Raw genomic sequence first — 25887 nt, forward strand, 5'->3', positions numbered from 1 at the left:
GGTGGTCAGCCCACCGATCCTTCCATCTGCAGTTCGATCAGGCGGTTGAGCTCGAGGGCGTACTCCATCGGCAGCTCCTTGGCGATGGGCTCCACGAATCCGCGGACGATCATCGCCATGGCCTCTTCCTCGGCCAGGCCGCGGCTCATGAGGTAGAACAGCTGGTCCTGGCTCACCTTGGAGACCGTGGCCTCATGCCCCAGCGTCACGTCATCCTCGCGGATGTCGATGTACGGATAGGTGTCCGAGCGGCTGATGTTGTCCACCAGCAGCGCGTCGCACTCGACGTTGGACTTGGAGCCCTTGGCGCCGGGGTTGATCTGGATCAGCCCGCGGTAGGCGGAGCGCCCGCCGCCGCGCGCCACCGACTTGGAGACGATGTTCGACGACGTGTTGGGCGCCAGGTGCAGCATCTTCGAGCCGGTGTCCTGGTGCTGGCCCTCGCCGGCGAACGCCACGGAGAGGACCTCTCCCTTGGCGTGCTCACCGGTCAGCCACACGGCGGGGTACTTCATGGTGACCTTGGAACCGATGTTGCCGTCGATCCACTCCATGGTGGCGCCCTCTTCGGCACGGGCACGCTTGGTCACCAGGTTATAGACGTTGTTCGACCAGTTCTGGATGGTCGTGTAGCGGCAGCGACCGCCCTTCTTGACGACGATCTCCACCACGGCCGAGTGCAGCGAGTCCGACTTGTAGATCGGCGCGGTGCAGCCCTCGACGTAGTGCACGTAGGCGTCCTCGTCCACGATGATCAGCGTCCGCTCGAACTGGCCCATGTTCTCGGTGTTGATGCGGAAGTAGGCCTGCAGGGGGATGTCGACGTGCACGCCCTTGGGGACGTAGATGAACGAGCCGCCCGACCACACCGCGGTGTTGAGCGCGGAGAACTTGTTGTCGCCCGACGGGATCACCGAGCCGAAGTACTCCTCGAAGTACTCCGGGTGCTCCTTGAGGGCGGTGTCGGTGTCCATGAAGATGACGCCCTGGCTCTCCAGGTCCTCACGGATCTGGTGGTAGACCACCTCGGACTCGTACTGCGCCGCGACACCGGCCACCAGACGCTGCTTCTCGGCCTCGGGGATGCCGAGCTTGTCGTAGGTGTTCTTGATGTCCTCGGGCAGGTCCTCCCAGCTGGTGGCCTGCTTCTCGGTCGAACGGACGAAGTACTTGATGTTGTCGAAGTCGATCCCCGAGAGGTCGGAACCCCAGGCCGGCATCGGCTTCTTGTCGAAGATGCTCAGCGCCTTGAGTCGCTTCTCGAGCATCCAGTCGGACTCGTTCTTCTTGGCGGAGATGTCACGCACGACCGCCTCGGAGAGTCCACGCTGCGCGGTGGCACCGGCGTCGTCCGAATCGTGCCAGCCATAGTTGTACTGACCGATGGAGGCGATCCGCTCCTCGTCGGTGGTCGGCTCGGTGACGTCGGCCGTCACCTGGTCTGGGGTGATGGTCATCGCACTGTCCTTTCGGCGGTCGAAGCCGGCGCGGGTGCGCCGGCCGGTGCGGGGATCGTGGCCGCGAGGAACTCCGCGGACACGGTCCCTGTCGGGATGTTCGTGGTGCAGGCGCAGTTGCCGCCCGCAATGGTGGCGAGGCGCTGGACGTGGGTGCCCACTATCTCGGACACCACCTCCTGCTCGGCCTCGCACAGTTCCGGGAAACGAGAGGCGACGTTCCAGACCGGGCAGTGGTGCTGACAGACCTGCAGGCCGGTCCCCACCTCCTCGACGGACGAGGCGTATCCGGCCTCGGACAGCGCGGACGCGATGTCGGACGCGGCGCGTTCGACATCGTGCGGCCCCTCAGCTGGTCGGACGTGTCCGATCACCGAACGGACTCGCTCTCGGGCGAAGTCGATAACCGCCTCGGAGCCGCCGATCCGGCGCAGCGCCGTGAGTGCCTCGACGGCCAGGTGATCGTACCCGTGCTTGGCCGTGCTGCGTCCGGAGGCCGTGACCTGGAAGGCCTTCGCCGGTCGGCCGCGGGTTCCGGCCGGACGCGTGTGCGCGGGCTCCACCTCGCCGACCTCGACGAGGTTGTCGAGGTGTCGTCGGACGCCTGCGGCGGTGAGGCCGAGTTCGCGTCCGATCTCCGTCGCGGTGAGCGCTCCTCGGGCGAGGAGGAGTTCACGGATCGCCGAGCGCGTGTCCGGGCGTGCGCTGGTGGCGTATGCGTGCTGCACGCTCATGCGTCACTCCCTTCCGGTTATGCTCGTTGCGCCCCGAGTGGGACGCACCACCTGATATTACGCAACAAACTTGTGTCGGAAATATTCCCCCACCCCCGGGCGCTCCGACAGGGGTGGTCGAGGGTGGTCCGACGGCGCCTGCGGTGGAGGAGGTCGGGACAGTGGCACGCGAATTCCCCCTGCGCGGCGCGGGTGCGGTGACCGCCCGGTTGCACACCGCGGAGTTGCCCACCGGCTCGCCGATGTCCGCCGAGATGGCGCGGCTCCGGCGCATCCGGTTGACCGGGACCACCGCTGCGGTCGCGATGGCGGTCGGTGCGCTGGGCGCCGGCGCGTTGCCCGTGCTTCAGAACCCCGCTGCGGGGGAGCGGCTGTTCGGTCTGTGGCTCCGGCTGCAGCAGTCCTCGATGACCGTCGTCATGGCGGGAATGGTCGTGGTGGTCATCTGCTGGCTGCTGCTCGCCCCGTACGTCCTGGGCCGGGACAGGCGCGGGCGACTCAGCGGGCGGATCGACCGGGCGACCCTGGACCGCATCATCGCGTCGTGGGCGCTGCCTCTGGCGGTGGCCCCACCGATGTTCAGCAAGGACGTCTACAGCTATCTCGCACAGGGGGCGATCGGGAACTCGCAGGACGACCCCTACGCGCTCGGCCCCGTGTCCGCGCTGGGCACCTCGCACGCCCTGGCCATCAACGTGCCGGACATCTGGCGTGACACCCCGAACCAGTACGGGCCGCTGTTCCTGGGCGTCCAGAAACTCATCCACGCCATCACCGGCGAGGAGGTCGTGCCCGCCATCATCCTGCACCGCGTGGTGGCCGTGATCGGCATCCTCATGCTCGGCTGGGCCGTCCCCCGCCTCGCCGAGTACTGCGGGGTCTCGGACGTGGCCGCGTTGTGGTTGGCCGTGGCCAACCCGCTCGTCCTGTTCCACCTTGTCTCGGGCATCCACTCGGAAGCGCTCATGATGGGGCTGCTGGCGATCGGGCTCGTGCTGGCACTGCGGGCCGTCGAGGCCCCACCGGGTCGACGCACCACCGCCATGTTCGTCCTCGGCACGGTCCTGGTTACCGGGTCGGCGTTGGTGAAACTGCCGACCGTGGTCGCGCTCGGGTTCGTCGGGATGGCGCTCGCGCGACGGTGGGGTGCGGGGTGGCGCGCCACCGTCAGGGCGGCTCTCGCGATGCTCGCGGTGAGCGGGGTGACCACCGGCGTCGCCATGCTCGTGACCTCCTCGGGGCTGGGATGGATCACCAAGCTCGGGGCGGCCACCTCGCTGCGGAGCTGGCTCTCGCCCCCCACCGCTCTCGGCGTGATCGCCGGAGGAACAGGCCAGTACCTGGGGTTGGGCGATCACACCGAGCAGATCCTCGTCATGGTGCAGACCGCGGCCCTCATCGCTGCCGCGGCGTTCACGGTGCGCATGCTGTTCGCGGTCCAGGCCGGCCGGATGAACCCGGTGGGCGGACTGGGCGTGTCCATGGCCGCGATCGTCCTGTGTTTCCCCGTCGTCCACCCCTGGTACGTACTGTGGGCCCTCGTGCCCCTGGCCGCATGGGCATCGCGTGTGGAATTCCGCATCCCGGTGGTGGCCGTCAGTGCGGTGCTCGCCTGCTTCACACTCCCGCCCGGTGCCGGTCTGCCCCCTTTCGTGACAGTCCAGGCCTGGGCTGCGACGGTGGTGACCGTTCTGATCGTGCTCGTCGCCCTCTTCCGGTGGCCCGGGCTGTTGCGCTACCGCTAGGCGCGTCGGCCTACAATCGGCAGCCGTGACCCCATCGACCCACTCCCCCGCGCTACAGGTCGAAGGACTTGTCAAGACGTTCGGCGCCACCACTGCCGTCGCCGGTCTGGATCTGACCCTCGAGCGCGGTCAGGTCATGGCCCTGCTCGGGCCCAACGGCGCGGGCAAGACCACCACGGTCGAGATCTGCGAGGGCTTCCTCCGCCCGGATGCCGGGACCGTACGGGTACTGGGGATGGACCCCGTCACAGATCGTCAGGGTGTCCGAAACCGGATCGGCATGATGCTGCAGGGCGGAGGGGCGTATCCCGGAGTCCGCGCCGGCGAGATGCTCCGACTGGTGGCCGCGTACTACTCCGACCCCCTGGACCCGGACTGGCTACTGGACGAGCTCGGACTGAGCGATCACGTCAACACGCCGTACCGACGGCTGTCGGGCGGCCAACAGCAGCGGCTCTCCCTCGCGATCGCCGTCATGGGCCGGCCCGAGCTGGTGTTCCTGGACGAGCCGACCGCCGGGCTCGACGCCCAGGCGCGACTCGCGGTCTGGGACCTGGTCCGGGCGCTCCGCGCTGACGGGGTGGCGGTCCTGCTCACCACCCATCTCATGGACGAGGCCGCGGCGCTCGCCGACGAGGTGGTGATCGTCGACCGCGGGCGGCAGGTCGCCTCCGGCAGCCCCGCCGAACTAGAACGGGACGGTACGACCGAGGGCGTGACCCTCGTCGTCGACACCGACGTGGTCCCGTCCCTCCTCGACGGCGTGCTCGGGCCGGACCACACCGTCACGGCCGGCAGCGCCGCCGGCGTGCTCGAGGTCCACGGCCCTGTCTCCCCGGAACTGATGACCGCGCTGTGCACCGCACTGGAGCGGGCCGGCGTCCAACTCACCTCCCTGGCCACACGGACCAGGAGTCTCGAGGAGGTCTTCCTCGACCTGACCGGACGGGATCTGCGATGAGCCACCCCCAGACCGCGCACAACCGGTTCGCCCCCGGTACCTTCGCCCGGCCCTCGGCCCCGGCACCGGTCCGGCGCATGGCCGCCGCCCAGACCCGTATGGAACTGACCCTGTTCCTGCGCAACGGAGAGCAGCTGCTGGTAGCTCTCATCATTCCGCTCGCCGCGCTGATCGCCCTCGTCGCGATCGACTTCGGAGCCGTTCCGGAACCTCGCGTCGACCACGCGATCACCGCGGTTCTGACGATGTCGGTGATGGGGACCTCGTTCACCGGGCAGGCGATCGCCGTGGCCTTCGACCGCAGGTACGACGCGCTCAAGCGGCTCGGGGGCACGCCTCTCCCGCCGGCCGTCATCATCGCGGGGAAGATCCTGGCCACGCTCATCCTGGTGGCCGGGCAGACGGTCATCCTCGGCGCGATCGCCATCGCGATGGGGTGGCGGCCCTACCTCGCCGGTGCCCTGGTGGGCGCGGTGATGATCGCGCTCGGATCCGCCGCCTTCTCGTCGATGGGCCTCCTCCTCGGCGGCACGATGCGTGCCGAGATCGTCCTCGGACTGGCCAACCTCATCTGGTTCGTGCTCATCGGAGCCGCGGGACTCGCTATCGGGGTGGTCGACCTCCCCGCCCGGGTGGCCGACCTCCTCGTCGTCGTCCCCTCCTACGCACTGACCGACGCGCTCCTCACCGCCGACAGCGGCGGCCTCCCCGCGCTCGCCGCGGCGGTCCTGCTCGGTTGGACCGCCGTGTGCGGCTGGTTTGCCGTACGTCACTTCTCTTTCACCTGATAGCAGACCCCGACAGCTCGCGGCCTAGAATCGGGAACGTGACCTCGACATCGCGCGCCCCGTCCTCCGGAACCCCGGCCGAGACCACACCGGCGAAGCCCGGAGGGCTGCTGTCCAGGCTGCCGATGCCGTCGCTGCGGGTCCAGAAGGGCATCGCCCTGGCGAACGTCTTCGCCCAGATCGGCATCATGACGACCGGCGTCACCGTCCGCGTCACCGCGTCCGGGCTCGGCTGTGAGACCTGGCCCCGTTGCAATCAGGACAGCTTCGTCCCCGTCGCCGGCGCGGCTCCCGCGCTCCACCAGGCCGTCGAGTTCGGTAACCGCCTGCTGACGTTCGTGCTGGTGGCCGTCGCCGTCGCGCTGATCCTGGCCCTCCACCGCGCAGGGCGGCGCCAGGACCTTCTCCTGCTCGCCTGGCTGATGCCGTTCGGCATCGTGGCCCAGGCCGTGATCGGCGGGATCACCGTGCTCGCCGGGCTGGCCTGGTGGACGGTCGCGCTACATCTGCTGCCGTCGATGTTCCTGGCGTGGTTCGCCGGGATAGTCTTCGTCCGGATCGGCGAGGACGACTCCGCGCCCGCCCGACGCGTCATCCCCAGGCCGCTGACCTGGCTGACGGGGCTGTCCGTGGTGCTGCTCGCCGGCGTACTCGTCTCGGGCACGATGGTCACCGGCGCCGGGCCACACGCCGGCGACGCCCGTATCGGCGCTGCCGACCGACTGCAGCTGCCCATCCAGTGGTTGGTGCATTTCCACGCGGAGCTGATGATCGGATACGTCTGCCTGCTCATCGGGCTGCTCGCGGGCCTCATCGCACTGCGTACCCCGGGCCCCGCCGTCCGGCGTGCTGCGATCCTCATCGGGCTGATCGCCGCTCAGGCGGTCATCGGTATCACCCAGTACCAGCTCGGTGTGCCCGAACTGCTGGTGATCGTCCACGTCACGCTCGCGGGCGCCATCACCGCGGTCACCGGGGCGCTGTGGGCCGCCGGGACCATTCGGGAACGCATCACCGCCTGATCTTCCGCCCCATCGCATCCGGCCGGCCCCGGCCACCGGCCGGATGCGCTGCCGGGTGGCGTCGGACGGTACGACGACGGCGACCCCGCCTGGTGGCGGGGCCGCCGTCGATTCGTACCCCTCTAGAGAAGTGACCCGGAGCCGGCCATACGCTTCCAGTGGCCGGCCGGCACATCAGCCCGGGAGATGAGCTCGCGGGTCCAGTCCGAGCCGGTCAGGCCCTGGATGCCGTCGCGCACCGCTTCGGCCTGGGACAGCGTGTCGACCATGACATCGCCCATGACACCGTCGGCGCCGACGAGGGTCACGCGGACACCCCGACGGCCGGTCGGCTGCAGGACGACGTCCGCGGTGCCGCCGTGGCGGGACAGGAACCTGCTCACGAGCTTGGCGGCCCTGGCGGGAGGAGCCGGAGTAGCGGGAGTCGGCGTCGCCTCGATCTTCTCCGAGGCGGCCTTCTCGGCCGATGCGGCGGACGTGGAGTCCTCGGCGGCGGCCTCCTTCTCCGGCTCCCGGGCGGGCGCCGGGGTGGCGGACTTCGCCGCCGCCTCGTCCGCCTGCGTCTCCTTCGCGGCGGCGTGAGCCTTGTCATCCTCGGTCGACGATGCTGCGGCAGCGCCCGCCGCCGCGGCGCCGCTCGCTGCGGCACCGCCGCCCAGGGTCAGCCCGCCGCTCTTCCCGCCGCCCGGCGCCTTGGCGCCGGAGCCGCCACCGAGGGTCAGCCCGCCGGACTTGCCCCCGCCGGGGGCCTTGGCGCCGGAGCCGCCACCGAGGGTCAGCCCGCCGGACTTCCCGCCACCCGGGGCCTTCGCGGCAGTGGCCCCGGCGGTCGTCTCCGACGACTGCTTGGCTGCCGGCGCCGTCTCGGCGGACTCGGCGGCCGGCGCGTCGGTGGGCGCTCCTGCATCAGCGGGCGCGCCGGTCTCGGCCTCGGCGTCACCGACTGTGTCGGCCGTGTCCGCACCTGCAGCCGCGGCGGCGGCGCCACCGCCGAGAACGAGCTTGCCCGCAGATCCGCCGCCGGGTGCCTTGGCTTTAGAACCGCCGCCCAGCTGGAGCCCCCCGCCCGTGGCGGTGGCAGGCTTCGGTGGGCCGGCGTCAGCAGGCGTCTCGACTGCCGGTGCCTCGGTGGTGGGCTCGGCGGCATCGCCTGCTGCCGATGTGGGCTTCGCCTCGGCTGCCGAATCGGCCTTCGCCTCGGTCGCAGGCTCCGCCTCGGCCGCCGACGCGGGTTTCGGAGCGGGCGCCGCGCCCTCGGACTCCGTGATACGGGACCCGTGGAGCGTCGACGCCCCACCACCGGGCGCCTTCGGGGCGCGCCGCCCGAGCGTGATCGCGCCGCCAGCAGCCGCCGCTGCAGCAACAGGAGCAGTTGCTGCGGCCGCTGTCTCAACGGTAGCGGTCTCAGAAGTCGTGGACTCCGGCGCCGCAGCATCAGCCGCCTCAGCCGACGCCGCGGTCCCCGCGGTCTGCTCGGCGGGAGCCGCCGGCGCCGCAGCCGCGGGTGCCGCAGCCGCGGGTGTCCCGCCGGAGCCGCTGATGACGATGGCGGGCCAGCCGGTCGCCCTGACGTGCGGTCCCCCGGCGTACTGGGAAAGGATCTGCAGGCTCATACGGTGTACCTTATCGCCTCGGCTCTCCCCCGCAGTCCGCCACTCCCGTCCCCCGACCGGAGAGGTGACGATCCTTCTCCTGCGAGATCTTCCATGGTTCCGGATACTGGGCGACATGCGAGCCATTCAGATCGCCCAGCACGGCGGCCCCGAGGTCCTCACCCCCGTCGAGATCGATGTGCCGGTGCCCGGGCCGGGTGAGGTTCTGGTGCGGACGACGTCGGTGGGTGTGAACTACATCGATACTTACCTCCGCGAGGGCATCTACCCGCGGGACCTGCCGTTCATCCCCGGAAGCGAGGGCGCGGGGGTGATCGAGGCGGTCGGCCCGGACGCGACGGATCTGGTCGTGGGCGACCGCGTAGCCTGGTGTCAGGTCCCGGGCTCCTATGCGCAGTACGTCGTGGCACCGACCGACTCGCTCGTGGCGGTGCCCGAGGGAATCGACGACGACGTCGCCGCCTCGATGCTCCTTCAGGGCCTGACAGCCCACTACCTCATCTCCGACACGCATCGGGCGACGGAGGGTGACACCGTCCTCATCACCGCGGGCGCCGGCGGGGTCGGGCAGTTGCTCATCCAACTCGCCGTGAGTCGCGGCTTCCGCGTCGTCACCACCACCTCGACCGCGGAGAAGGCCGAGCTGTGTCGCGCACTCGGTGCGGATCACGTTCTGCTGTACCCGGATGCGACGCCGGAACGTGTGCGTGAACTCTCGGAGGGCGGTGTGGCAACCGTGTTCGACGGGGTCGGAAAGGACACCTTCGATGACAGTCTCGCGTCGCTGGCCCGCCGGGGGTCGATGGTTCTCTTCGGTGCTGCGAGTGGTCCCGTGCCGCCGGTTGATCCCCAGCGGCTCAATGAGGCCGGATCGGTGTTCCTGACCAGGCCGACGCTGGCCGACTACATCGCGTCCACGGAGGACTACCGCGAGCGGGCCTCCGAGGTCCTCGAGGGGATAGTCGACGGCTCGTTGCGCCTGACCGTAGGCGCGCGGTTCGGTCTGTCCGAGGCTGCTGAGGCACACCGGGCCCTGCAGTCTCGGAGCACGACGGGCTCACTGGTTCTCGATCCGACCCGGTGAAAAGGCCCGCCGGAGACCCTGTCGGGTCTCCGGCCGGTACGCGGAGTGGGACCCCGGGCGCCGCCCCGGTCGGGATCCCTGTGGCCGATCAGAGGATCGGCAGCATCTCCGAGATGGTCTGCAGTCCCAGGACGGCGTCGATGGACAGTGCGACGAACACCCCCGCGAGGTAGTTGTTCGACAGGATGAACAGCTTCAGCGGCTTGACCTCGATGCCACGGCGGACGCCTGCCTCCAAGCGGTGCGCCATCACGATGAACCAGACACCGAAACCGACGGCGCCGAGTGCGTACACCCATCCCGCCGCGGGGACGAGAGCAAACGTGCACAGGACCGTGACCCAGGTGTAGATCGTGATTCGCCTGGTGACTCCCTCTTCGGACATGACAACCGGCAGCATCGGGACGCCGGCCGCCTTGTAGTCCTCCTTGTAGCGCATCGCGAGCGCCCACGTGTGGGGCGGAGTCCAGAAGAAGATGACCAGGAACAGCACGACCGCCTGCCACCAGTTGTGCGGCTGGCCCTCGGGCAGGTGGTCCGTGATGACCGCCCACGACACGAACACCGGCATGCATCCGGCGGCTCCGCCCCAGACGACGTTCTGCGCGGTGCGGCGCTTGAGGATCATCGAGTAGACGATCACGTAGAAGAGGATCGTGATGAGGATGAAGAAGGCCGCGAGCCAGCTCTTCGCCAGTAGCCCCAGCCAGAGCATGCTGGCCATACCGAGCACCAGGCCGAAGATCAACGCGGCGCGGCGCGTGATCGCGTGGCGGGCCAACGGGCGGCGCTCGGTGCGCTTCATCACCTGGTCGATGTCGTAGTCGACGACCATGTTGAGCGAGTTCGCACTCGCCGCCCCGAGCCAGCCACCGACGAGGGTCAACAGCACCAGTGAGAGGTGGATGTGGCCGCGATCGGCCTGCAGGAGTGCGGGGATCGCCGCGACCAGGAGGAGCTCGATGACCCGCGGCTTGGTGAGGGCGATGTATGCCATCACCACGTCGAGGACGCGGGAGGGTCCGCCGGACCGAGCCGGTCGCCCCGAAAGCGCGGGAGGAGAGACTGACGGCCCCCCACTCCGGGTCGGGGTGGAATCGTGCACCGTAACTCCTTGCCGCAGACGTGAACGCACTACTCGGCCGATACTACGTGCCGCCCTCGGCGTCCGCGAAAGAGCGGGGGCGGGGACCTGGCGACCCCGGCCGCTGCCGACCACTAAGGTGGTGGACGACATACGCGCGGATCCGCGCCGCACCCTCGACCCGGGAGAACCACAAGTGACCAGCGCGTCGGAGATCACCGAGCTCACCACCGCCCGCCACCCGTCCGATTGGACTGAACTGGACACCCGAGCCGTGGACACCGCGCGTGTCCTCGCCGCAGAAGCAGTGCAGAACTGCGGCAGTGGCCATCCGGGCACCGCGATGAGCCTGGCTCCCCTGGCTTACACGCTCTACCAGCGTGTGATGCGGCACGACCCGACTGATCCGAAGTGGATCGGCCGTGACCGTTTCGTCCTGTCCTGCGGACATTCCTCGCTCACCCAGTACGTGCAGCTGTACCTCGCGGGATTCGGGCTGGAGCTCGACGATCTGAAGGCGCTGCGTACGTGGGGCTCCCGCACCCCCGGGCACCCGGAGTGGAACCATACCGACGGTGTGGAGATCACGACCGGCCCGCTCGGCCAGGGGCTCGCCTCGGCCGTGGGCATGTCCATGGCGGCCCGGTATGAGCGTGGTCTCCTGGACCCGGACACCCCGGCAGGCAAGAGCCCGTTCGACCACTTCATCTACGTGGTCGCCTCCGACGGTGATCTCCAGGAGGGCGTCACCGCGGAGGCGTCGTCGCTGGCGGGGACCCAGAAGCTGGGCAATCTCATCGCGGTGTACGACGACAACGAGATCTCGATCGAGGACGATACGAAGATCGCCTTCACCGAGGACGTCGCGGCCAGGTACGAGGCCTACGGCTGGCACGTCCAGACGGTCAACGGTGGCGAGGACGTCGAGGCGATCGAAGAGGCGATCGCCAATGCCCGTTCCGTCACCGACAGGCCCTCGCTGATCGTCCTCCGCACGATCATCGCCTTCCCCGCCCCGAAGCTGATGAACACGGGCGCGTCCCACGGCGCCGCTCTGGGTCAGGAGGAGGTCGATGCCGTCAAGACGGCTCTGGGTATGGGCGGCACCGAGCCGTTCACAGTGGCCGACGAGGTGATCGCGCACACGCGCGGTGCCCGCGACCGCGGTGCCAGGGTCCATGCGCAGTGGAGCGACATGTTCCACGCCTGGGCCGAGGCGAACCCGGAGCGCAAGGCGCTGTTCGACCGGCTCTACTCCGGCGCGCTGCCGGAGGGTTGGGACGCCGGACTCCCGACCTGGGAGGCGGATGCGAAGGGCGTGGCCACCCGTAAGGCCTCGGCCGCAGCCATCCAGGCCCTCGCGGCCACCCTCCCGGAGTTGTGGGGTGGCTCCGCGGACCTCGCCGGATCCAACAACACCCCGATCAAGGGCGCGGACTCCTTCGGACCCACCACCATCTCCACGGACACCTGGACCGCGTCCCCCTACGGACGGAACCTCCACTTCGGTATCCGCGAGCACGCGATGGGTGCGATCCTCAACGGGATCGCCCTCCACGGTCCCACCCGGCCGTACGGCGGGACGTTCCTCATCTTCAGCGAGTACATGCGGCCGGCGGTCCGGCTGGCCGCCCTCCAGGGCAGTAACGCGTACTACGTGTGGACCCACGACTCGATCGGCCTCGGCGAGGACGGGCCCACGCACCAGCCTGTCGAGCAACTGGCCGCGTTGCGCGCCATCCCCGGTCTGGCCATCCTGCGTCCGGCCGACGCCAACGAGACGGCAGCCGCGTGGCGGGCCATGCTGATGGCCCTCGACGGCCCCAAGGGGCTGTGCCTGACCCGTCAGGACGTTCCGGTTCTCGAGGGCACAGCCGAGGCGGCGCGCGAGGGCGTCGAGCGCGGTGCGTACGTGCTCGTGGAGGCGTCCACTGCCGTCCCCGAGGTGATCCTGATGGGCACGGGTTCCGAGGTGCAGCTCGCGGTGGCCGCGCGCGAGGTCCTCGAGTCCGAGGGTGTGCCGACCCGGGTCGTCTCGGTGCCGTGTGTCGAGTTCTTCGATCAGCAGGACGCTGAGTACCGCGAGTCGGTGCTGCCCCGGGCCGTCCGCGCCCGTGTCTCGGTCGAGGCGGGAATCGCGATGCCGTGGTACCGCTTCCTCGGTGATGCCGGCCGGGCCGTCTCGCTGGAGCATTTCGGCGCCTCGGCGCCCTATCAGACCCTGTTCACCGAGTTCGGGATCACCGCCGACGCGGTGGTCGCGGCCGCCCGTGAGTCGCTCGCGGCTGTTGCCGAGGAGGCATGATGACCAACGCAAATCTCGCCGCGCTCAGCGCTGCCGGCGTGTCCGTCTGGCTCGACGATCTGTCGCGCCAGCTCATCGGCTCGGGTGAGTTGGCTTCGCGGATGTCGACCTACTCGGTGGTGGGTGTCACCACCAACCCGGCGATCTTCCAGTCGGCTCTGTCCGATTCGTCGGCGTACGAGTCGGCTCTCACGGAGGCGGTGGCCGCCGACCGCGACGTCGATGCGGTCCTCCGTGCGCTCACCACCGCGGATGTCCGCGACGCGTGCGATGTCCTGGCGGACACCTTCCGGTCGACCGATGGTGTCGACGGACGGGTGTCCCTCGAGGTCGATCCTCGCCTCGCGGATCAGACCGAGGCCACGGTCACCCAGGCCGTGGAACTCGCCGACGTCGTGGACCGTCCGAACGTCATGATCAAGATTCCCGCCACCGCGGCCGGGTTGCCGGCCATCACCGAGGTGATCGGTAAGGGCATCGACGTCAACGTCACGCTGATCTTCTCGGTCGATCAGTACCGCAGAGTCGCGCAGGCGTACATCGCCGGTCTCGAACAGGCAGCGGAGGCAGGTCATGACCTGTCGACGATCCACTCGGTCGCGTCCGTCTTCGTCTCCCGACTCGACACCGAGATCGATTCACGTCTCCCGGAGGACTCCGCGCTGCGGGGTCAGGCCGGGCTCGCGAATGCGCGTCTGTGCCAGGAGGTCTACGACGAGCTGTTCGATCCGTCCGGGCGTTTCGGCGCACTCGCAGATCGCGGTGCTCGCCCGCAGCGCCTGCTCTGGGCATCGACCGGCGTCAAGGACCCCGCCTACCCCGACACGCTGTACGTGACGGGGCTGGTCACGCACGGGACGGTCAACACGATGCCCTTCGCCACCATGGAGGCATTCGCGGATCACGGGGTACTCGAGGGTGACACCGTGCGTGGCTCGGCTGTTGCCTCCCGTGCGACCCTCGATGCCCTCCGCGCGGACGGGATCGACCTCGACGAGGTTTTCGCGCTGCTCGAGCAGCAGGGCGTGGAGAAGTTCGTCACGGCGTGGGACGACCTCTCGGACACCGTGAGGTCGCGGATCGACGAGATCCCGGCGGGTTCGTGAGCGAGTCGGCCCCGGGGCACCGCCCCGGCGCGGTCGGCTCCGAGGTTCCGGAGCGGACCAACCCACTACGCGATCCGCGCGACCGACGTCTCCCCCGGATCGCCGGGCCGTCGGGCCTGGTGATCTTCGGCGTCACCGGTGATCTGTCCAAGAAGAAGCTGATCCCGGCGGTGTACGACCTCGCCAACCGCGGTCTGCTCCCTCCCGGGTTCTCGCTCATCGGTTTCGGCCGTAGGAAATGGTCGAGCGAACAGTTCGCGGAGTTCGCGCGCGAGTGCGCGCGGGAGAAGTGCCGGACCCCGTTCCGCGAGGATGTGTGGGACCAACTCGCCGCCGGACTCCGGTTCGTGACCGGAACGTTCGACGACGACGAGGGCTTCGACCGCCTCGCGGATGAGTTGGGAGTGCTGGAGTCAGAGCGCGGCACAGCCGGGAACTATGCGTTCTACCTGTCGATTCCCCCGGACGACTTCCCCACGGTCTGTCGGCACCTCGACCGGACCGGCGCCACCAGGGGTCCGGACGGTTCCTGGCGACGGGTGGTGATCGAGAAGCCGTTCGGTCATGACCTCGACAGCGCGAGAGAACTGAACGACGTGGTGGGGGCGGTATTCCCGGAGGACTCCGTCTTCCGGATCGACCACTACCTGGGCAAGGAGACCGTCCAGAACATTCTGGCCCTCCGGTTCGCGAACCAGCTGTTCGAGCCCGTCTGGAATGCCAATCACGTGGACCACGTGCAGATCACGATGGCCGAGGACATCGGATTGGGTGGCCGTGCCGGCTACTACGACGGGATCGGAGCGGCACGGGACGTCATCCAGAACCACCTCATCCAGTTGATGGCGCTGGTGGCGATGGAGGAACCGACCGACTTCTCCGCAGCAGCACTCCGGTCGGAGAAGACCAAGGTCCTGGAGTCGACTTCCCTGGCGCTGCCCATCGCCGAGACCGCTGCGCGCGGTCAGTACTCGGCCGGGTGGCAGGGCTCCGAGCACGTCGTCGGGCTCAAGGAGGAGGAGGGGTACGACCCCTCGTCCACCACCGAGACGTACGCCGCGATCACGCTCGAGGTCCACAATCGGCGATGGGCTGGCGTGCCGTTCTATCTGCGCACCGGCAAGCGTCTCGGACGCCGCGTCACCGAGATCGCCGTGGTGTTCCGCCGCGCCCCGCACCTGCCGTTCGACGCGACCATGACCCAGGAGCTGGGTCAGAACGCGCTGGTCATCAGGGTTCAGCCCGACGAGGGGGTCACGCTCCGATTCGGCTCGAAGGTCCCGGGGACGGCTATGGAGGTCCGCGACGTCAACATGGATTTCGCCTATGGCGAGGCGTTCACCGAGTCCTCCCCGGAGGCGTACGAGCGTCTCATCCTCGATGTCCTCCTGGGCGAGCCGTCCCTGTTCCCCGTCTCCCGAGAGGTCGAACTGAGCTGGATGTTGCTCGATCCCGTGCTCCGGGAGTGGGCGTCGCAGGGAACCCCTGAGCAATACCAGGCCGGAACGTGGGGGCCGGAGGGCGCCGACGAGATACTGGCCCGTAGCGGCCGGGCATGGAGGCGACCGTGATCATCGACCTTCCCGACACCTCCACGCGGGAGATCGCCAAGAAGCTGGTCCAGATCCGTGAGGAATCCGGCCTCAGCACCATCGGCCGCGTCCTCACGCTCATCGTGCTCACCGACCATGTCCGTGGGAGCGAAGCGGCGATCGATGCCGCCAACGAGGCGAGCCGCGAGCACCCTTGTCGCGTGATCGTGGTGATCCGCGGACGCCGCGCCGACGGTGATCGCCTCGACGGACAGATCCGGGTCGGTGGAGACGCCGGCGCGGCGGAGGTGGTCGTGCTGCGGACCTCCGGCGGCCTGGCATCGCAATCGGCCGCGATCGTCACTCCCCTGCTCCTGCCCGACACCCCCCTGGCGGTGTGGTGGCCCCGGCACTCCCCGACCCTGTTGTCCGAGGACAAGGTCGGGCGGCTGGCACGGCGTCGCATCGTCGACTCCGACACGGAGGGGCACCCGACTGACGCGCTGGTCAAACGTGCGGCGGGCTACTCGCCGGGCGATACCGATCTGGCGTGGGCACGGATCACCCACTGGCGGTCGCTGCTCGCCGCAACGCTGGACCGCCCGCCGTACGAGCCCATCACGGCCGCCACGGTCTGCGGTCCCGAACGCGCCGCATCGGTCGACCTGGCCGGCGCGTGGCTGGCGTCCCGCCTGGGGATCGACGTGCACCGCGCGGTGGGCCCGTCGATGGTCGTCCTCGAGCGCGCCTCGGGATCGATTGTGCTCAAGCAGGTCAGCCCCACGGCAGCAGAGCTTCACATCACCGGACACTCGCCCACCCGGGTCGCCCTGGTCGGTCGTAGTATCGCCGACTGCCTGGCGGAAGAACTCAGACGCATGGATACCGACGGGGTCTACGCCGACGCACTGGCCAACTTCGATCGGGTCATCTACACCTCAGCCTCGGTCCGCTGACGCAGATCGCGGCCTCGGGCAGTACGCCGAATCAAGCCCACGACAGGAGCACCGATGTCAGACATCCGCCATCTCGTCCATCCGGACATCGACAGCCTCGCCGCCGCCGCGGCGCAGGCCGTCACCGGCCATCTCAATGAGCGAATCGCCGCCACCGGTCAAGCTGTCCTCTCGCTGACCGGTGGGAGCGCGGGCGTCAAGACCGCAGCGGCGCTGGCCGACGCGGCCATCGAGTGGGAGCGGGTCACCATCTACTTCGGTGACGAGCGATTCGTTCCCGCTGACGACCCCGAGCGTAACGACGGCCAGATCGACGACGTCCTTCTCGATGCACTGGGCGGAGGACCCACGGTGCACCGCTGGCCCGCACGCGGCGCGGAGCACGACGATGTCGATGCCGCGGCGAGCGCGTTCCGCGCCGCACACCCCATGCCCGCCGGGGACGAGACGCTGTTCGATGTGACGCTTCTCGGGATGGGGCCCGAGGGACACATCGACTCGATCTTCCCCCACACCCCGGCGGTCGCGGAGAGCGAGCAACTGGTGGTCGGCGTGCGCGACTGTCCCAAGCCGCCGCCGGAACGGCTCACGTTCACCCTTCCCGCCGTATGCCGGTCGCGGCACGTGATCGTGGTGGCCACCGGGGACGGCAAGGCCGAAGCGGTCGCCCGCGGCATCGAGGGCGCGGATCCGGTGGACTGGCCGGTCGCGGGAGCGCGGGGCGTCGTGTCCACGACGTACCACCTGGACGGGCCGGCTGCGTCGATGCTGTCGTGAGCGGGACCCGCATCACGCGGTTGTGCAGGAAATGACGCACCCCGCTTGTTTGCGCGGGCAACCGCGCGCGGTGTGTGTCGGTGACCGGGAGGTCAGCCGAAGCGAACCACGAGCCCCATCGCGATGATGCCGATCAGCCAGAGAACGGCCACGATCACGGTGACACGGTCGAGGTTCCGCTCCACGACGCTCGATCCGGACAGGCTCGACTGGACACCGCCGCCGAAGAGCGAGGACAGACCGCCACCCTTGCCGCGATGCAGCAGGATGAACAGCATCAACAGCAAGCTGGAGATGATGAGGAAGAGGTCCAGGGCGAGCTTCATGTAGAGATCGTGCCTCACGTCAGGTCGGGCGGTCGGATAGCGACCGCTCCAGACTACCCGGTCGGATGTTCATGGCGAATCCCGGCGCGCCCGGGCCCGAGGGCCGGACGCGCCGGGAAGGATGTGTCAGGGCAGCGGGCCGCCGGCGGCGATCGCCGAGAGCTGCGCGAACTCATCCGGCTTGAGGGACGCGCCGCCGACAAGGCCGCCGTCGACGTCCGCCTGCTCGAGCAGTTCGCCGACATTCGAGGCGTTGACGCTGCCCCCGTACAGTACGCGCATCTTCTCAGCGATCTCGTTGTCCGCGAGCTCGGCCAGTGCGGCGCGGATCGCGGCGCACACCTCCTGGGCGTCCGCAGCCGAGGCGGTCTTTCCGGTGCCGATGGCCCAGACCGGCTCATAGGCGATCACGGTGCCGGCGAGCTGCTCCCTGGAGAGGCCCGCGAGCGATCCCTTGAGCTGGTCGACCACGTACGAGACGTGCTGACCGGCCTCGCGGACGTCCAGCTTCTCGCCGACGCACACGATCGGGGTCAGACCGTGCTTGTGGCTGGCCGCGGCCTTGGCGGCGACGAGCTCATCGGACTCCGCGTGGTAGTCGCGACGCTCGGAGTGCCCGACCACGATGTAGGTGCAACCGAGCTTGGCGAGCATCGCCGCCGAGACCTCGCCGGTGTACGCCCCGGATTCATGGACCGACACGTCCTGCGCGCCGTAGGCGAAGCCGAGTTTGTCGCCCTCGATCACGATCTGGACGCCGCGGATATCGGTGAAGGGCGGGATGAATGCCACATCCACCTTCTCGAGGTACTTCTCGGGCAGCGCGAAGGCGACCTTCTGCACGAGGGCGATGGCCTCGAGATGATTGAGGTTCATCTTCCAGTTGCCGGCGATGAGCGGGGTGCGTGCCATGTTCTCTCCTGTTGTCGACGGTCGGTGTCAGTTGCCGCGCTCGAGCGCGGTGACCCCGGGGAGTTCCTTGCCCTCGAGGTACTCCAGCGAGGCGCCGCCACCGGTGGAGATGTGGGAGAAGTTCTCCTCCCCCAGGCCGAGGGTGCGGACCGCCGCCGCGGAATCGCCCCCGCCGACGACCGAGAACGCGCCGTTCCTGGTGGCCTCGATGATGGACTCCGCGACACCGCGGGTGCCGGCGGAGAACGCCTCGAACTCGAACACGCCCATGGGGCCGTTCCAGAACACGGTCTTGGCGACGGAGAGCTTCTCCGCGAAGGCGGCGACCGACTCGGGTCCGATGTCCAGGCCCATCTTGCCGTCCGGAATCGCGTCGGCGGGCACGGTGGTATGCGGCGCATCGGCGGCGAACCCGTCAGCGGCCACGACGTCCACGGGCAGGCTGATCACGTCCCCGAACTTGGCGAGCAGGTCCTTGCAGGTGTCGATCATCTCCTCCTGGAGAAGTGACGAACCCACTCCGTGACCCTGCGCCGCGAGGAAGGTGAAGCACATGCCGCCACCGATGACGAGGGTGTCGACCTTCGGGGCGAGCGCTTCGATGACGGCCAGCTTGTCGGAGACCTTCGAGCCACCCAGCACGACGGCATAGGGGTGCTGCGGATCGCCCGTCAGGTCTGCCAGGACCTCGACCTCGCTCTGGACAAGATCGCCCGCGTAGGCCGGGAGCAGCTTGGCGACGTCGTAGACGGAGGCCTGGGCGCGATGGACCACACCGAAGCCGTTAGAGACGAACGCCCCGTCCTCGCCGACGAGCTCGGCCAACTCGGCGGCGAACGCGGCGCGCTCCGACTCGTCCTTGCTCGTCTCGCGGGGGTCGAAGCGGACGTTCTCGACGAGCAGCACATCCCCGTCGGTGAGCCCGTTCGCACGCTCGCGGGTGTCGGCGCCCACCACGTCACCCGCGAGCTGCACGTACCGGCCCAGTTCGTCTCCGAGCTTCTCGGCGACCGGCGCCAACGAGAACTCGGGATCCGCCTGACCCCCGGGGCGTCCGAGGTGAGCGGTGATCACCAGGGCGGCGCCGCCGTCCAGCAGTGCGTTGAGTGTGGGCAGCGAGGCCGTGATGCGTCCGGCGTCGGTGATGGTATTGCCGTCGAGCGGGACGTTGAGGTCGCAGCGGACGAGGATCTTGCGACCCTCGACGCCGGCCTCGAGCAGGTCCTTGAGCATGCTCACTGCCATGGGGTGGACTCCTCCGGGAGGTGCTGTGTGGTGGTCTGGGTGGTGGGTGATGCCGTACCGGGCCCGGCCGGAACGCTGTGGACGTCCCGGGGCCGGGCCCGGTGGTGGTGCTCGTGGCTCGTCGTGGTCTTCCGACCCGTCAGAGTGACTTGCCGACGAGGCCGATGAGGTCGGCGAGGCGGTTGGAGTAACCCCACTCGTTGTCGTACCAGGAGGCGATCTTGACCTGGCCGTCGATCGCCTTGGTGAGCGGCGCATCGAAGATAGACGAGTGCGGATCGGTGACGATGTCCGAGGAGACGATCGGGTCCTCGGTGTACTTGAGGATGCCCTTCATCGGCCCCTCGGCGGCAGCCTTGACGGCGGCGTTGACCTCGTCGACCGAGGCCTTCTTCTCGAGCTCTACCGTGAGGTCGGTGAGCGAGCCGGTGGGCAGGGGGACGCGCACGGCGTAGCCGTCGAACTTGCCCTTGAGCTCGGGAAGGACCAGGGCGACGGCCTTCGCGGCACCGGTGGAGGTGGGCACCATGTTCAGTGCGGCGGCGCGGGCACGACGCGGGTCCTTGTGCGGGGCGTCCAGCAGGTTCTGGTCGGCCGTGTACGCGTGGACGGTGGTCATGAGGCCCTTGATGATGCCGAACTCGTCCGACAGGACCTTGGCCACCGGGGCGAGGCAGTTCGTGGTGCAGGAGGCGTTGGAGATGATGGTCTGCGAGCCGTCGTACTGGTCGTCGTTGACGCCCATGACCACGGTGAGGTCCTCGCCGGAGGCGGGGGCCGAGATGATGACCTTCTTGGCGCCACCCTCGAGGTGGCCGCGGGCCTTCTCGGCGTCGGTGAAGATGCCGGTCGACTCGACGACGACGTCGACACCGTAGTCGCCCCACGGCACGGAGGCGGGTCCCTCCTTGACGGCCAGGGCGCCGATCTTGGTACCACCAACGGTCAGCGACGAGTCGTCGAAGGTGACGTCCTTGCCGAGACGACCGAGCGTCGAGTCGTACTTGAGGAGGTGAGCGAGCATGTCGTTCGTGGTCAGGTCGTTGACGGCCACGATCTCGATGTCCGTCTTGCCTTCGGCCTTGAGAGCCTCCACCGCGCGGTAGAAGTTGCGGCCGATACGTCCGAATCCGTTGATGCCTACGCGCACGGTCACTTCGATGTCTCCTTATTGGTGGTGCGAGAACGCTGGACGTCACCGGGGCCGGGTACAGCCCGGGGACGTGATCCAGACTACCCGCCGCCGTCCGGCGCTGTGCAGGGTCCTACCGGCGGTCAGGCGTCGTCGAGCATGTCCTCGGTGACGACGGACTCGGTGTCCGGGATACCGAGTTCGGAAGCCTTGCGGTCCGCCATGGACAACAGGCGCCGGATCCGGCCCGCGACGGCGTCCTTGGTCATCGGCGGGTCGGCGAGCTGACCGAGTTCCTCGAGCGAGGACTGCCGGTGCTGAACCCGGAGTTCGCCGGCGGCCAGCAGATGATCCGGGACGTCCTCGCCGAGGATCTCCAATGCCCGCTGAACACGGGCGGCCGCCGCGACGGCGGCGCGCGCCGAGCGCCGCAGGTTCGCGTCGTCGAAATTGGCGAGCCGGTTGGCGGTCGCACGCACCTCGCCGCGGGAGCGGCGCTCCTCCCAGACGTCCCGGGTGGTCGTGGCGCCCATCCGGGCGAGCAGGATCCCGATCGCCTCGCCGTCGCGGATCACCACGCGGTCGCCCCCGCGGACCTCGCGGGCCTTGGCCGTCACGCCGAGTCGGCGCGCGGCGCCGACCAGTGCCATCGCCGCCTCGGAACCCGGCGCCGTCACCTCGAGGGCGGACGACCGGCCGGGCTTGGTGAGTGAGCCGTGGGCGAGGAACGCGCCCCGCCATGCGGCCTCGGCCGCGGTGACGGGGCCGCCCACGACGGCGGCCGGCAGGCCGCGGACCCCGCGCCCGGCGCCGTCGACCAGTCCGAGTTGGCGGGCGAGGTCGGCGCCGCGGTCGATCACCCGGATGACGAATTTCCGCGCGGCTCTGCCACCGGATCCCCCGATCGGGTGGATCTCGCAGGAGACGCCGAAAAGGGAGTCGAGTTCGGCGGCCAAGCGGTCGGCGATGTCGCCGGAGTCGACCTCCGACTCGATCACCAGGCGGCCCGACAGGACCTGCAGGGTTCCCGCGAACCTCAGGATGGCGGCGACCTCTGCCTTCCTGGTCTCCGAGCTCCCCACCGGGACCCTCACCAGTTCGGACTTGACCTGCGCGGTCAGCGACACTCCCTGCTCCTTCGTTCTTGTGTTCACTCGCCCGCGGGTGCGGACGTCGAGGCGGCCAGCACGGAGGCCAGCAGGACCGGGTCGTGGACGGCCATCATGGTCCCATCCGCCCGGGTCCGCGCGATCTCCGCGGTCACGACCCGGGCCCCCAGTCCTGCGGCGGCGCGTTCGAGGTGCTCACGTTCGGTCGCGCTCAGCGGCATCCGGGGGTCGACCAGGACCGAGTCGAAGTCGATGTCGGGCGCATGCTGGCGCAGGACGTGCAGGTGCTGCTCGGCGGAGAACCCCGCCGTCTCCCCCGGTTGCGGTGCGAGGTTGAGGACGAGCACCTTGGTCGCGGACGTGCGGGCCAGTGCCTCGGCGATCTCCCGGATCAGGACGTTGGGGATCACGCTGGTGAACCAGGAGCCCGGCCCGAGTACGACCAGATCGGCGGCGTCGATCGCCTCCACCACACCGGCGGCGGCGGGCGGGTCGGGTGGGATGAGCCGCACCCGGCGCACACTCCCCGGCGTGGTGGCCACCGCGACCTGTCCGATGATCGTCCGCACGACGCGCGGATCGGCCTCGAGTCCCACCACCTCCGCGGCGATGTCCAGCGCCACCGGTGACATCGGCAGGACGCGGCCGTCCACACCGAGAATCGACCGCACCGCGTCGAGGGCCTCTATCGGATCACCGAGAAGCTCCCACAGGCCCGCGAACACCAGGTTGCCGACGGCGTGCCCGGCGAGCGCACCGGTGCCCCCGTACCGGTGCTGGAACAGCCGGGTCAGACGGTCGTGTTCGTCGTCTTCCCCGGCCAGGGCGCAGAGTGCCATCCGCAGGTCGCCGGGAGGCAGGATCCCGAGCTCACGTCGTAGCCGACCCGAGGAACCACCGTCGTCCGCGACGGTGACCACCGCGGTGACGTCGTCGGCGACGAGCCGCGCCGCCCGGAGGGTGGCGGACAGTCCGTGTCCCCCGCCCAGTGCGACCAGCGATGAGACCCGTGAGGTGCTGCCTTCGGTCATGACCGACTCATTCCCGACCGAGGTCGCGGTGGCGCACGTGGACCTCGACCGCGTCCAGTGTGCTCAGGCGTCCGGCCAGTGACTCGGAGATCGCGACGCTCCGATGTTTGCCGCCGGTGCAGCCGACGGCGATCGTCATGTACCGCTTGCCCTCGCGCCGGTAGCCCTTCATGGCCAGGCGGATCATGGTCTCGGCCGATCGAAGGTACTCCTCGATCGATTCGTCGGCCAGCACATAGTCCTGCACCGGTTTGTCGCGCCCGGTGTGCGGCTGCAGCTCGGGGATCCAGTGTGGGTTGGGCAGGAAGCGCATGTCGAGCAGCATGTCGACGTCCACCGGGACGCCGTATTTGAAGCCGAAGGACTCGACGGTGAGGTGGAAGTCGAACCCGAGGTCGCCGAAGGGCGTCTCCAGCCGGTGTCGTAGGTCGTGGACGCTGAGGGAGGAGGTGTCGACGACGACGTCGGCCCGCCCCCGCAGTCCCTCGAGGATCCGTCGTTCGCGCACGATCCCGTCCACGAGCCCGCCGCCGGACTGCAGCGGGTGGGAGCGGCGGACGTTGTTGAAGCGGCTGACCAACGCCTCGTCGGAGGCCTCGAGGAACAGGATGCGGCCGCCCGCGGAACCGTCGAAGTGGCCCAGCAGGTCGTCGAGGTGCTCGTCGAAACCGATGCTGCGGGTGTCGACCACCATGGCAAGTCGCTGCGGGCCGGTCTCGGATTCGCTGATCCGCTCCAGAAAGTCGCTCATGAACGACAACGGCAGGTTGTCCACCACGTACCAGCCGAACTCCTCGAGAACCTTGGAGGCCGTGCCCTTGCCGGCTCCGGACATCCCGCTGATCAGGAGCAGTTCGCGCTTGTCCCCGCCGTCGACCATCGTGTCACCTCGCATCGTCTGTGCCGTTCTGATCGGTCCCACCCTCGCTCTGTGCGGTCGAGTCTGTCACGCCGGCGGCGGCCGTGTCCGTGTCCCGGGCATCGGCGCCGAGCACCGAGCGTATGGCGGCCGCGACGCCGGGGCCGATCCCGGGTACCGCGCACAATTGCTCGGTCGAGGCCTTCCGCAACGCCGAGACGGTGGGGAACGCCTCCGTCAGAGCTGCACGGCGTGAGGGGCCCAGACCGGGGACGTCGTCGAGCACGGAGGCGGTCATCCGCTTCGATCGTGCGCCGCGGTGCGCCCGGATCGCGAAGCGGTGCGCCTCGTCTCGGAGTCGCTGCAGCAGGAACAGTCCCTCGCCGTGTCGGGGGAAGATCACGGGGTACTCCTCGCCGGGGAGCCAGATCTCCTCGAGGCGCTTGGCGATTCCGATCACCGGTACGTCGTTGACCCCGAGTTCTGACAGCACCTCGGCCGCGGCTTCGACCTGCGGCCGCCCGCCGTCGACGACGTACAGCTGCGGAGGGTAGGCGAACCTCCGCGCCGGGGTCGCTTTCGCATCGGGGCCCGACTCGTCGTCGACCGGGCCGTCGGTCTCGTCGGGGGTGAGAGCGGGATCCTCGTGGTGACGGCGGAACCGTCGCCGGGTCACCTCCACGATACTGCCGACGTCGTCCGACCGGCCGTCGCCGGCGGCCTCACGGATCCGGTAGAGCCGGTAGTCGCTCTTCCGCGCCATGCCGTCCTCGAACACCACCAGCGAGGCCATCACGTCGGTGCCCTGGATGTGCGAGATGTCCACACATTCGATCCGTAGCGGCGCGGAATCGAGCTCGAGAGTCTCCTGGATCTCCTGCAGCGCGGCGGAGCGGGCCGTGAGGTCCCCGCTCCGGCGGAGCTTGTGCTGGGTGAGCGCTTCGACGGCATTGCGATGGACCGTCTCGGCGAGGGCACGCTTGTCCCCGCGCTGCGGGATCCGCAGTGACACCCGTGAGCCCCGCAGACCCGACAACCAGTCGGTCAGCTCGTCCGAGTCCTCGGGCAACGCCGGAACGAGTACCTCGCGGGGCACGGCCGCGGCGATATCACCGGACTCGGCGGACTCGGCGAGATCTGCCTCGCCGCCGTAGAACTGCGCGAGGTAGTCGGAGACGACACCGGGGACGGCCTTCTGTGCGTCGAAATGCCCCTCGTCGTCGACACCATGGGAGTGTTCGACGACCCAGCCGCGCTGGCCACGGATTCGTCCCCCGCGGACATGGAACACCTGAACCGAGACCTGGAGCTCGTCCGCCTCGACGCCCACCACATCCGCATCCGTACCGTCACCGAGGACGACAGCCTGCTTCTCCATCGCACGTCGCATCGCCCCGAGGTCGTCGCGCAGGCGGGCGGCCCGCTCGAAATCCAGATCCGCGGAGGCTTCGAGCATCTGCTTCTCGATCCGGCGCATGATCGCGTCGGTCCGGCCGGCCAGGAAATCGATCAGTTCGTTGACGATCTCGCGGTGCTCGTCCGGGGTCACCCGACCGATGCAGGGGGCCGCACACTTGTCGATGTACCCGAGCAGGCAGGGCCGTCCGAGCTGTGCCTGACGCTTGTACACCCCCGCCGAACACGACCGCACCGGGAAGACCCGCTGCAGGGTGTCGAGCGTGTCGCGGATCGCCCAGGCGTGGGAGTAGGGACCGAAGTAACGGGTGCCGGGACGGCGCGGGCCGCGGTAGACGAAGGCCCTCGGAACCTCCTCGCCCACGGTCACGGCGAGCATCGGGTACGTCTTGTCGTCGCGGTAACGGACGTTGAACCGCGGGTCATACTTCTTGATCCAGGTGTACTCGAGCTGGAGCGCCTCTACCTCTGTTGAGACGACGGTCCACTGGACGCCGGCCGCCGAGGTCACCATCTGCCGGGTCCGTGGATGCAGGAGCGTCAGGTCGGCGAAGTACGAACCGAGTCGACTGCGGAGGTTCTTGGCCTTGCCCACATAGATGACACGACCGTGCTCGTCACGGAACCGGTAGACCCCCGGTTCCGTGGGGATGGAACCGGGGGCCGGACGGTAGCTGCGCGGGTCGGCCACTG

22 protein-coding genes are annotated in these 25887 nt (G+C 69.2%); 10 read left to right on the plus strand and 12 right to left on the minus strand.

Going from position 1 to position 25887, the window contains the following annotated elements:
• Window positions 1–5: 5 nt before the first annotated feature.
• Window positions 6–1457, minus strand: coding sequence for a Fe-S cluster assembly protein SufB (gene sufB / locus ACWGLC_RS05215; RefSeq protein WP_230928912.1), 1452 nt, complete (start codon window positions 1455–1457; stop codon window positions 6–8).
• Window positions 1454–2191, minus strand: a complete 738-nt coding sequence (locus ACWGLC_RS05220; RefSeq protein ID WP_452098887.1) for a helix-turn-helix transcriptional regulator — start codon at window positions 2189–2191, stop codon at window positions 1454–1456. The genes sufB and ACWGLC_RS05220 overlap by 4 nt, the downstream gene beginning before the upstream one ends.
• Window positions 2192–2352: 161 nt before the next feature.
• Between ACWGLC_RS05220 and mptB the strand changes: the two genes are divergently transcribed.
• The 4 genes from mptB to ACWGLC_RS05240 all read left to right on the plus strand — a co-directional run bounded on the left by mptB (window position 2353) and on the right by ACWGLC_RS05240 (window position 6707).
• On the plus strand, window positions 2353–3936 hold the full coding sequence (gene mptB / locus ACWGLC_RS05225) for a polyprenol phosphomannose-dependent alpha 1,6 mannosyltransferase MptB (RefSeq protein ID WP_452098888.1): 1584 nt from the start codon (window positions 2353–2355) through the stop codon (window positions 3934–3936).
• Between the two features lie 25 nt (window positions 3937–3961).
• Entirely contained in the window at window positions 3962–4897 is a 936-nt protein-coding gene (locus ACWGLC_RS05230) for an ABC transporter ATP-binding protein (protein WP_452098889.1), read from the plus strand.
• Window positions 4894–5685, plus strand: a complete 792-nt coding sequence (locus tag ACWGLC_RS05235; protein ID WP_452098890.1) for an ABC transporter permease — start codon at window positions 4894–4896, stop codon at window positions 5683–5685. The genes ACWGLC_RS05230 and ACWGLC_RS05235 overlap by 4 nt, the downstream gene beginning before the upstream one ends.
• A 125-nt stretch (window positions 5686–5810) precedes the next feature.
• Entirely contained in the window at window positions 5811–6707 is an 897-nt protein-coding gene (locus ACWGLC_RS05240; protein ID WP_452099060.1) for a COX15/CtaA family protein, read from the plus strand.
• 122 nt (window positions 6708–6829) lie between these two features.
• On the opposite strand, the gene ACWGLC_RS05245 is transcribed toward ACWGLC_RS05240, so the two are convergent.
• On the minus strand, window positions 6830–8320 hold the full coding sequence (locus ACWGLC_RS05245; protein WP_452098891.1) for a hypothetical protein: 1491 nt from the start codon (window positions 8318–8320) through the stop codon (window positions 6830–6832).
• A gap of 115 nt (window positions 8321–8435) precedes the next feature.
• On the opposite strand from ACWGLC_RS05245, the gene ACWGLC_RS05250 reads away from it, so the two are divergent.
• Entirely contained in the window at window positions 8436–9404 is a 969-nt protein-coding gene (locus ACWGLC_RS05250; protein WP_452098892.1) for a quinone oxidoreductase family protein, read from the plus strand.
• A gap of 88 nt (window positions 9405–9492) precedes the next feature.
• On the opposite strand, the gene ACWGLC_RS05255 is transcribed toward ACWGLC_RS05250, so the two are convergent.
• Entirely contained in the window at window positions 9493–10401 is a 909-nt protein-coding gene (locus tag ACWGLC_RS05255) for a heme o synthase (protein ID WP_452098893.1), read from the minus strand.
• A gap of 283 nt (window positions 10402–10684) precedes the next feature.
• On the opposite strand from ACWGLC_RS05255, the gene tkt reads away from it, so the two are divergent.
• Genes tkt through pgl form a run of 5 tightly spaced genes read left to right on the plus strand, consistent with a single transcriptional unit; the run spans window position 10685 to window position 17164 of the window.
• Window positions 10685–12793: a transketolase gene (gene tkt / locus ACWGLC_RS05260; RefSeq protein ID WP_452098894.1), complete on the plus strand. Its 2109-nt coding sequence runs from the start codon at window positions 10685–10687 to the stop codon at window positions 12791–12793.
• Window positions 12790–13899: a transaldolase gene (gene tal, locus ACWGLC_RS05265; protein WP_452098895.1), complete on the plus strand. Its 1110-nt coding sequence runs from the start codon at window positions 12790–12792 to the stop codon at window positions 13897–13899. Before tkt ends, tal begins: the two co-directional genes overlap by 4 nt.
• Window positions 13896–15470: a glucose-6-phosphate dehydrogenase gene (gene zwf / locus ACWGLC_RS05270; RefSeq protein ID WP_452098896.1), complete on the plus strand. Its 1575-nt coding sequence runs from the start codon at window positions 13896–13898 to the stop codon at window positions 15468–15470. Before tal ends, zwf begins: the two co-directional genes overlap by 4 nt.
• Window positions 15467–16387 (plus strand): glucose-6-phosphate dehydrogenase assembly protein OpcA, encoded by a 921-nt coding sequence (locus ACWGLC_RS05275; RefSeq protein WP_452099061.1) that lies wholly within the window; start codon window positions 15467–15469, stop codon window positions 16385–16387. The genes zwf and ACWGLC_RS05275 overlap by 4 nt, the downstream gene beginning before the upstream one ends.
• A 54-nt stretch (window positions 16388–16441) precedes the next feature.
• The gene (pgl, locus tag ACWGLC_RS05280; protein WP_452098897.1) at window positions 16442–17164 is read left to right on the plus strand and encodes a 6-phosphogluconolactonase; all 723 of its coding nucleotides are present in this window, start codon (window positions 16442–16444) and stop codon (window positions 17162–17164) included.
• A gap of 92 nt (window positions 17165–17256) precedes the next feature.
• On the opposite strand, the gene secG is transcribed toward pgl, so the two are convergent.
• The 8 genes from secG to uvrC all read right to left on the minus strand — a co-directional run bounded on the left by secG (window position 17257) and on the right by uvrC (window position 25885).
• A complete protein-coding gene (gene secG / locus ACWGLC_RS05285; protein ID WP_230928899.1) occupies window positions 17257–17490 on the minus strand; it encodes a preprotein translocase subunit SecG in 234 nt (77 codons plus the stop codon).
• A 126-nt stretch (window positions 17491–17616) separates the two neighbouring features.
• The gene (gene tpiA, locus ACWGLC_RS05290; protein WP_452098898.1) at window positions 17617–18402 is read right to left on the minus strand and encodes a triose-phosphate isomerase; all 786 of its coding nucleotides are present in this window, start codon (window positions 18400–18402) and stop codon (window positions 17617–17619) included.
• A gap of 27 nt (window positions 18403–18429) precedes the next feature.
• Window positions 18430–19647 carry a phosphoglycerate kinase gene (locus ACWGLC_RS05295; RefSeq protein ID WP_452098899.1) on the minus strand — a complete coding sequence of 406 codons (1218 nt, stop codon included), beginning with the start codon at window positions 19645–19647 and terminating at the stop codon, window positions 18430–18432.
• Window positions 19648–19786: 139 nt separating this feature from the next.
• Window positions 19787–20803, minus strand: a complete 1017-nt coding sequence (gene gap, locus ACWGLC_RS05300; protein ID WP_230928896.1) for a type I glyceraldehyde-3-phosphate dehydrogenase — start codon at window positions 20801–20803, stop codon at window positions 19787–19789.
• Between the two features lie 119 nt (window positions 20804–20922).
• Entirely contained in the window at window positions 20923–21906 is a 984-nt protein-coding gene (gene whiA / locus ACWGLC_RS05305) for a DNA-binding protein WhiA (protein WP_344991432.1), read from the minus strand.
• A gap of 23 nt (window positions 21907–21929) precedes the next feature.
• Entirely contained in the window at window positions 21930–22919 is a 990-nt protein-coding gene (locus ACWGLC_RS05310) for a gluconeogenesis factor YvcK family protein (RefSeq protein ID WP_452098900.1), read from the minus strand.
• A 7-nt stretch (window positions 22920–22926) separates the two neighbouring features.
• On the minus strand, window positions 22927–23799 hold the full coding sequence (rapZ, locus tag ACWGLC_RS05315; RefSeq protein WP_452098901.1) for an RNase adapter RapZ: 873 nt from the start codon (window positions 23797–23799) through the stop codon (window positions 22927–22929).
• A gap of 4 nt (window positions 23800–23803) precedes the next feature.
• Window positions 23804–25885 (minus strand): excinuclease ABC subunit UvrC, encoded by a 2082-nt coding sequence (uvrC, locus tag ACWGLC_RS05320; protein ID WP_452098902.1) that lies wholly within the window; start codon window positions 25883–25885, stop codon window positions 23804–23806.
• Window positions 25886–25887: the final 2 nt, after the last annotated feature.

The organism is Dietzia sp. NPDC055877, from assembly GCF_053615975.1.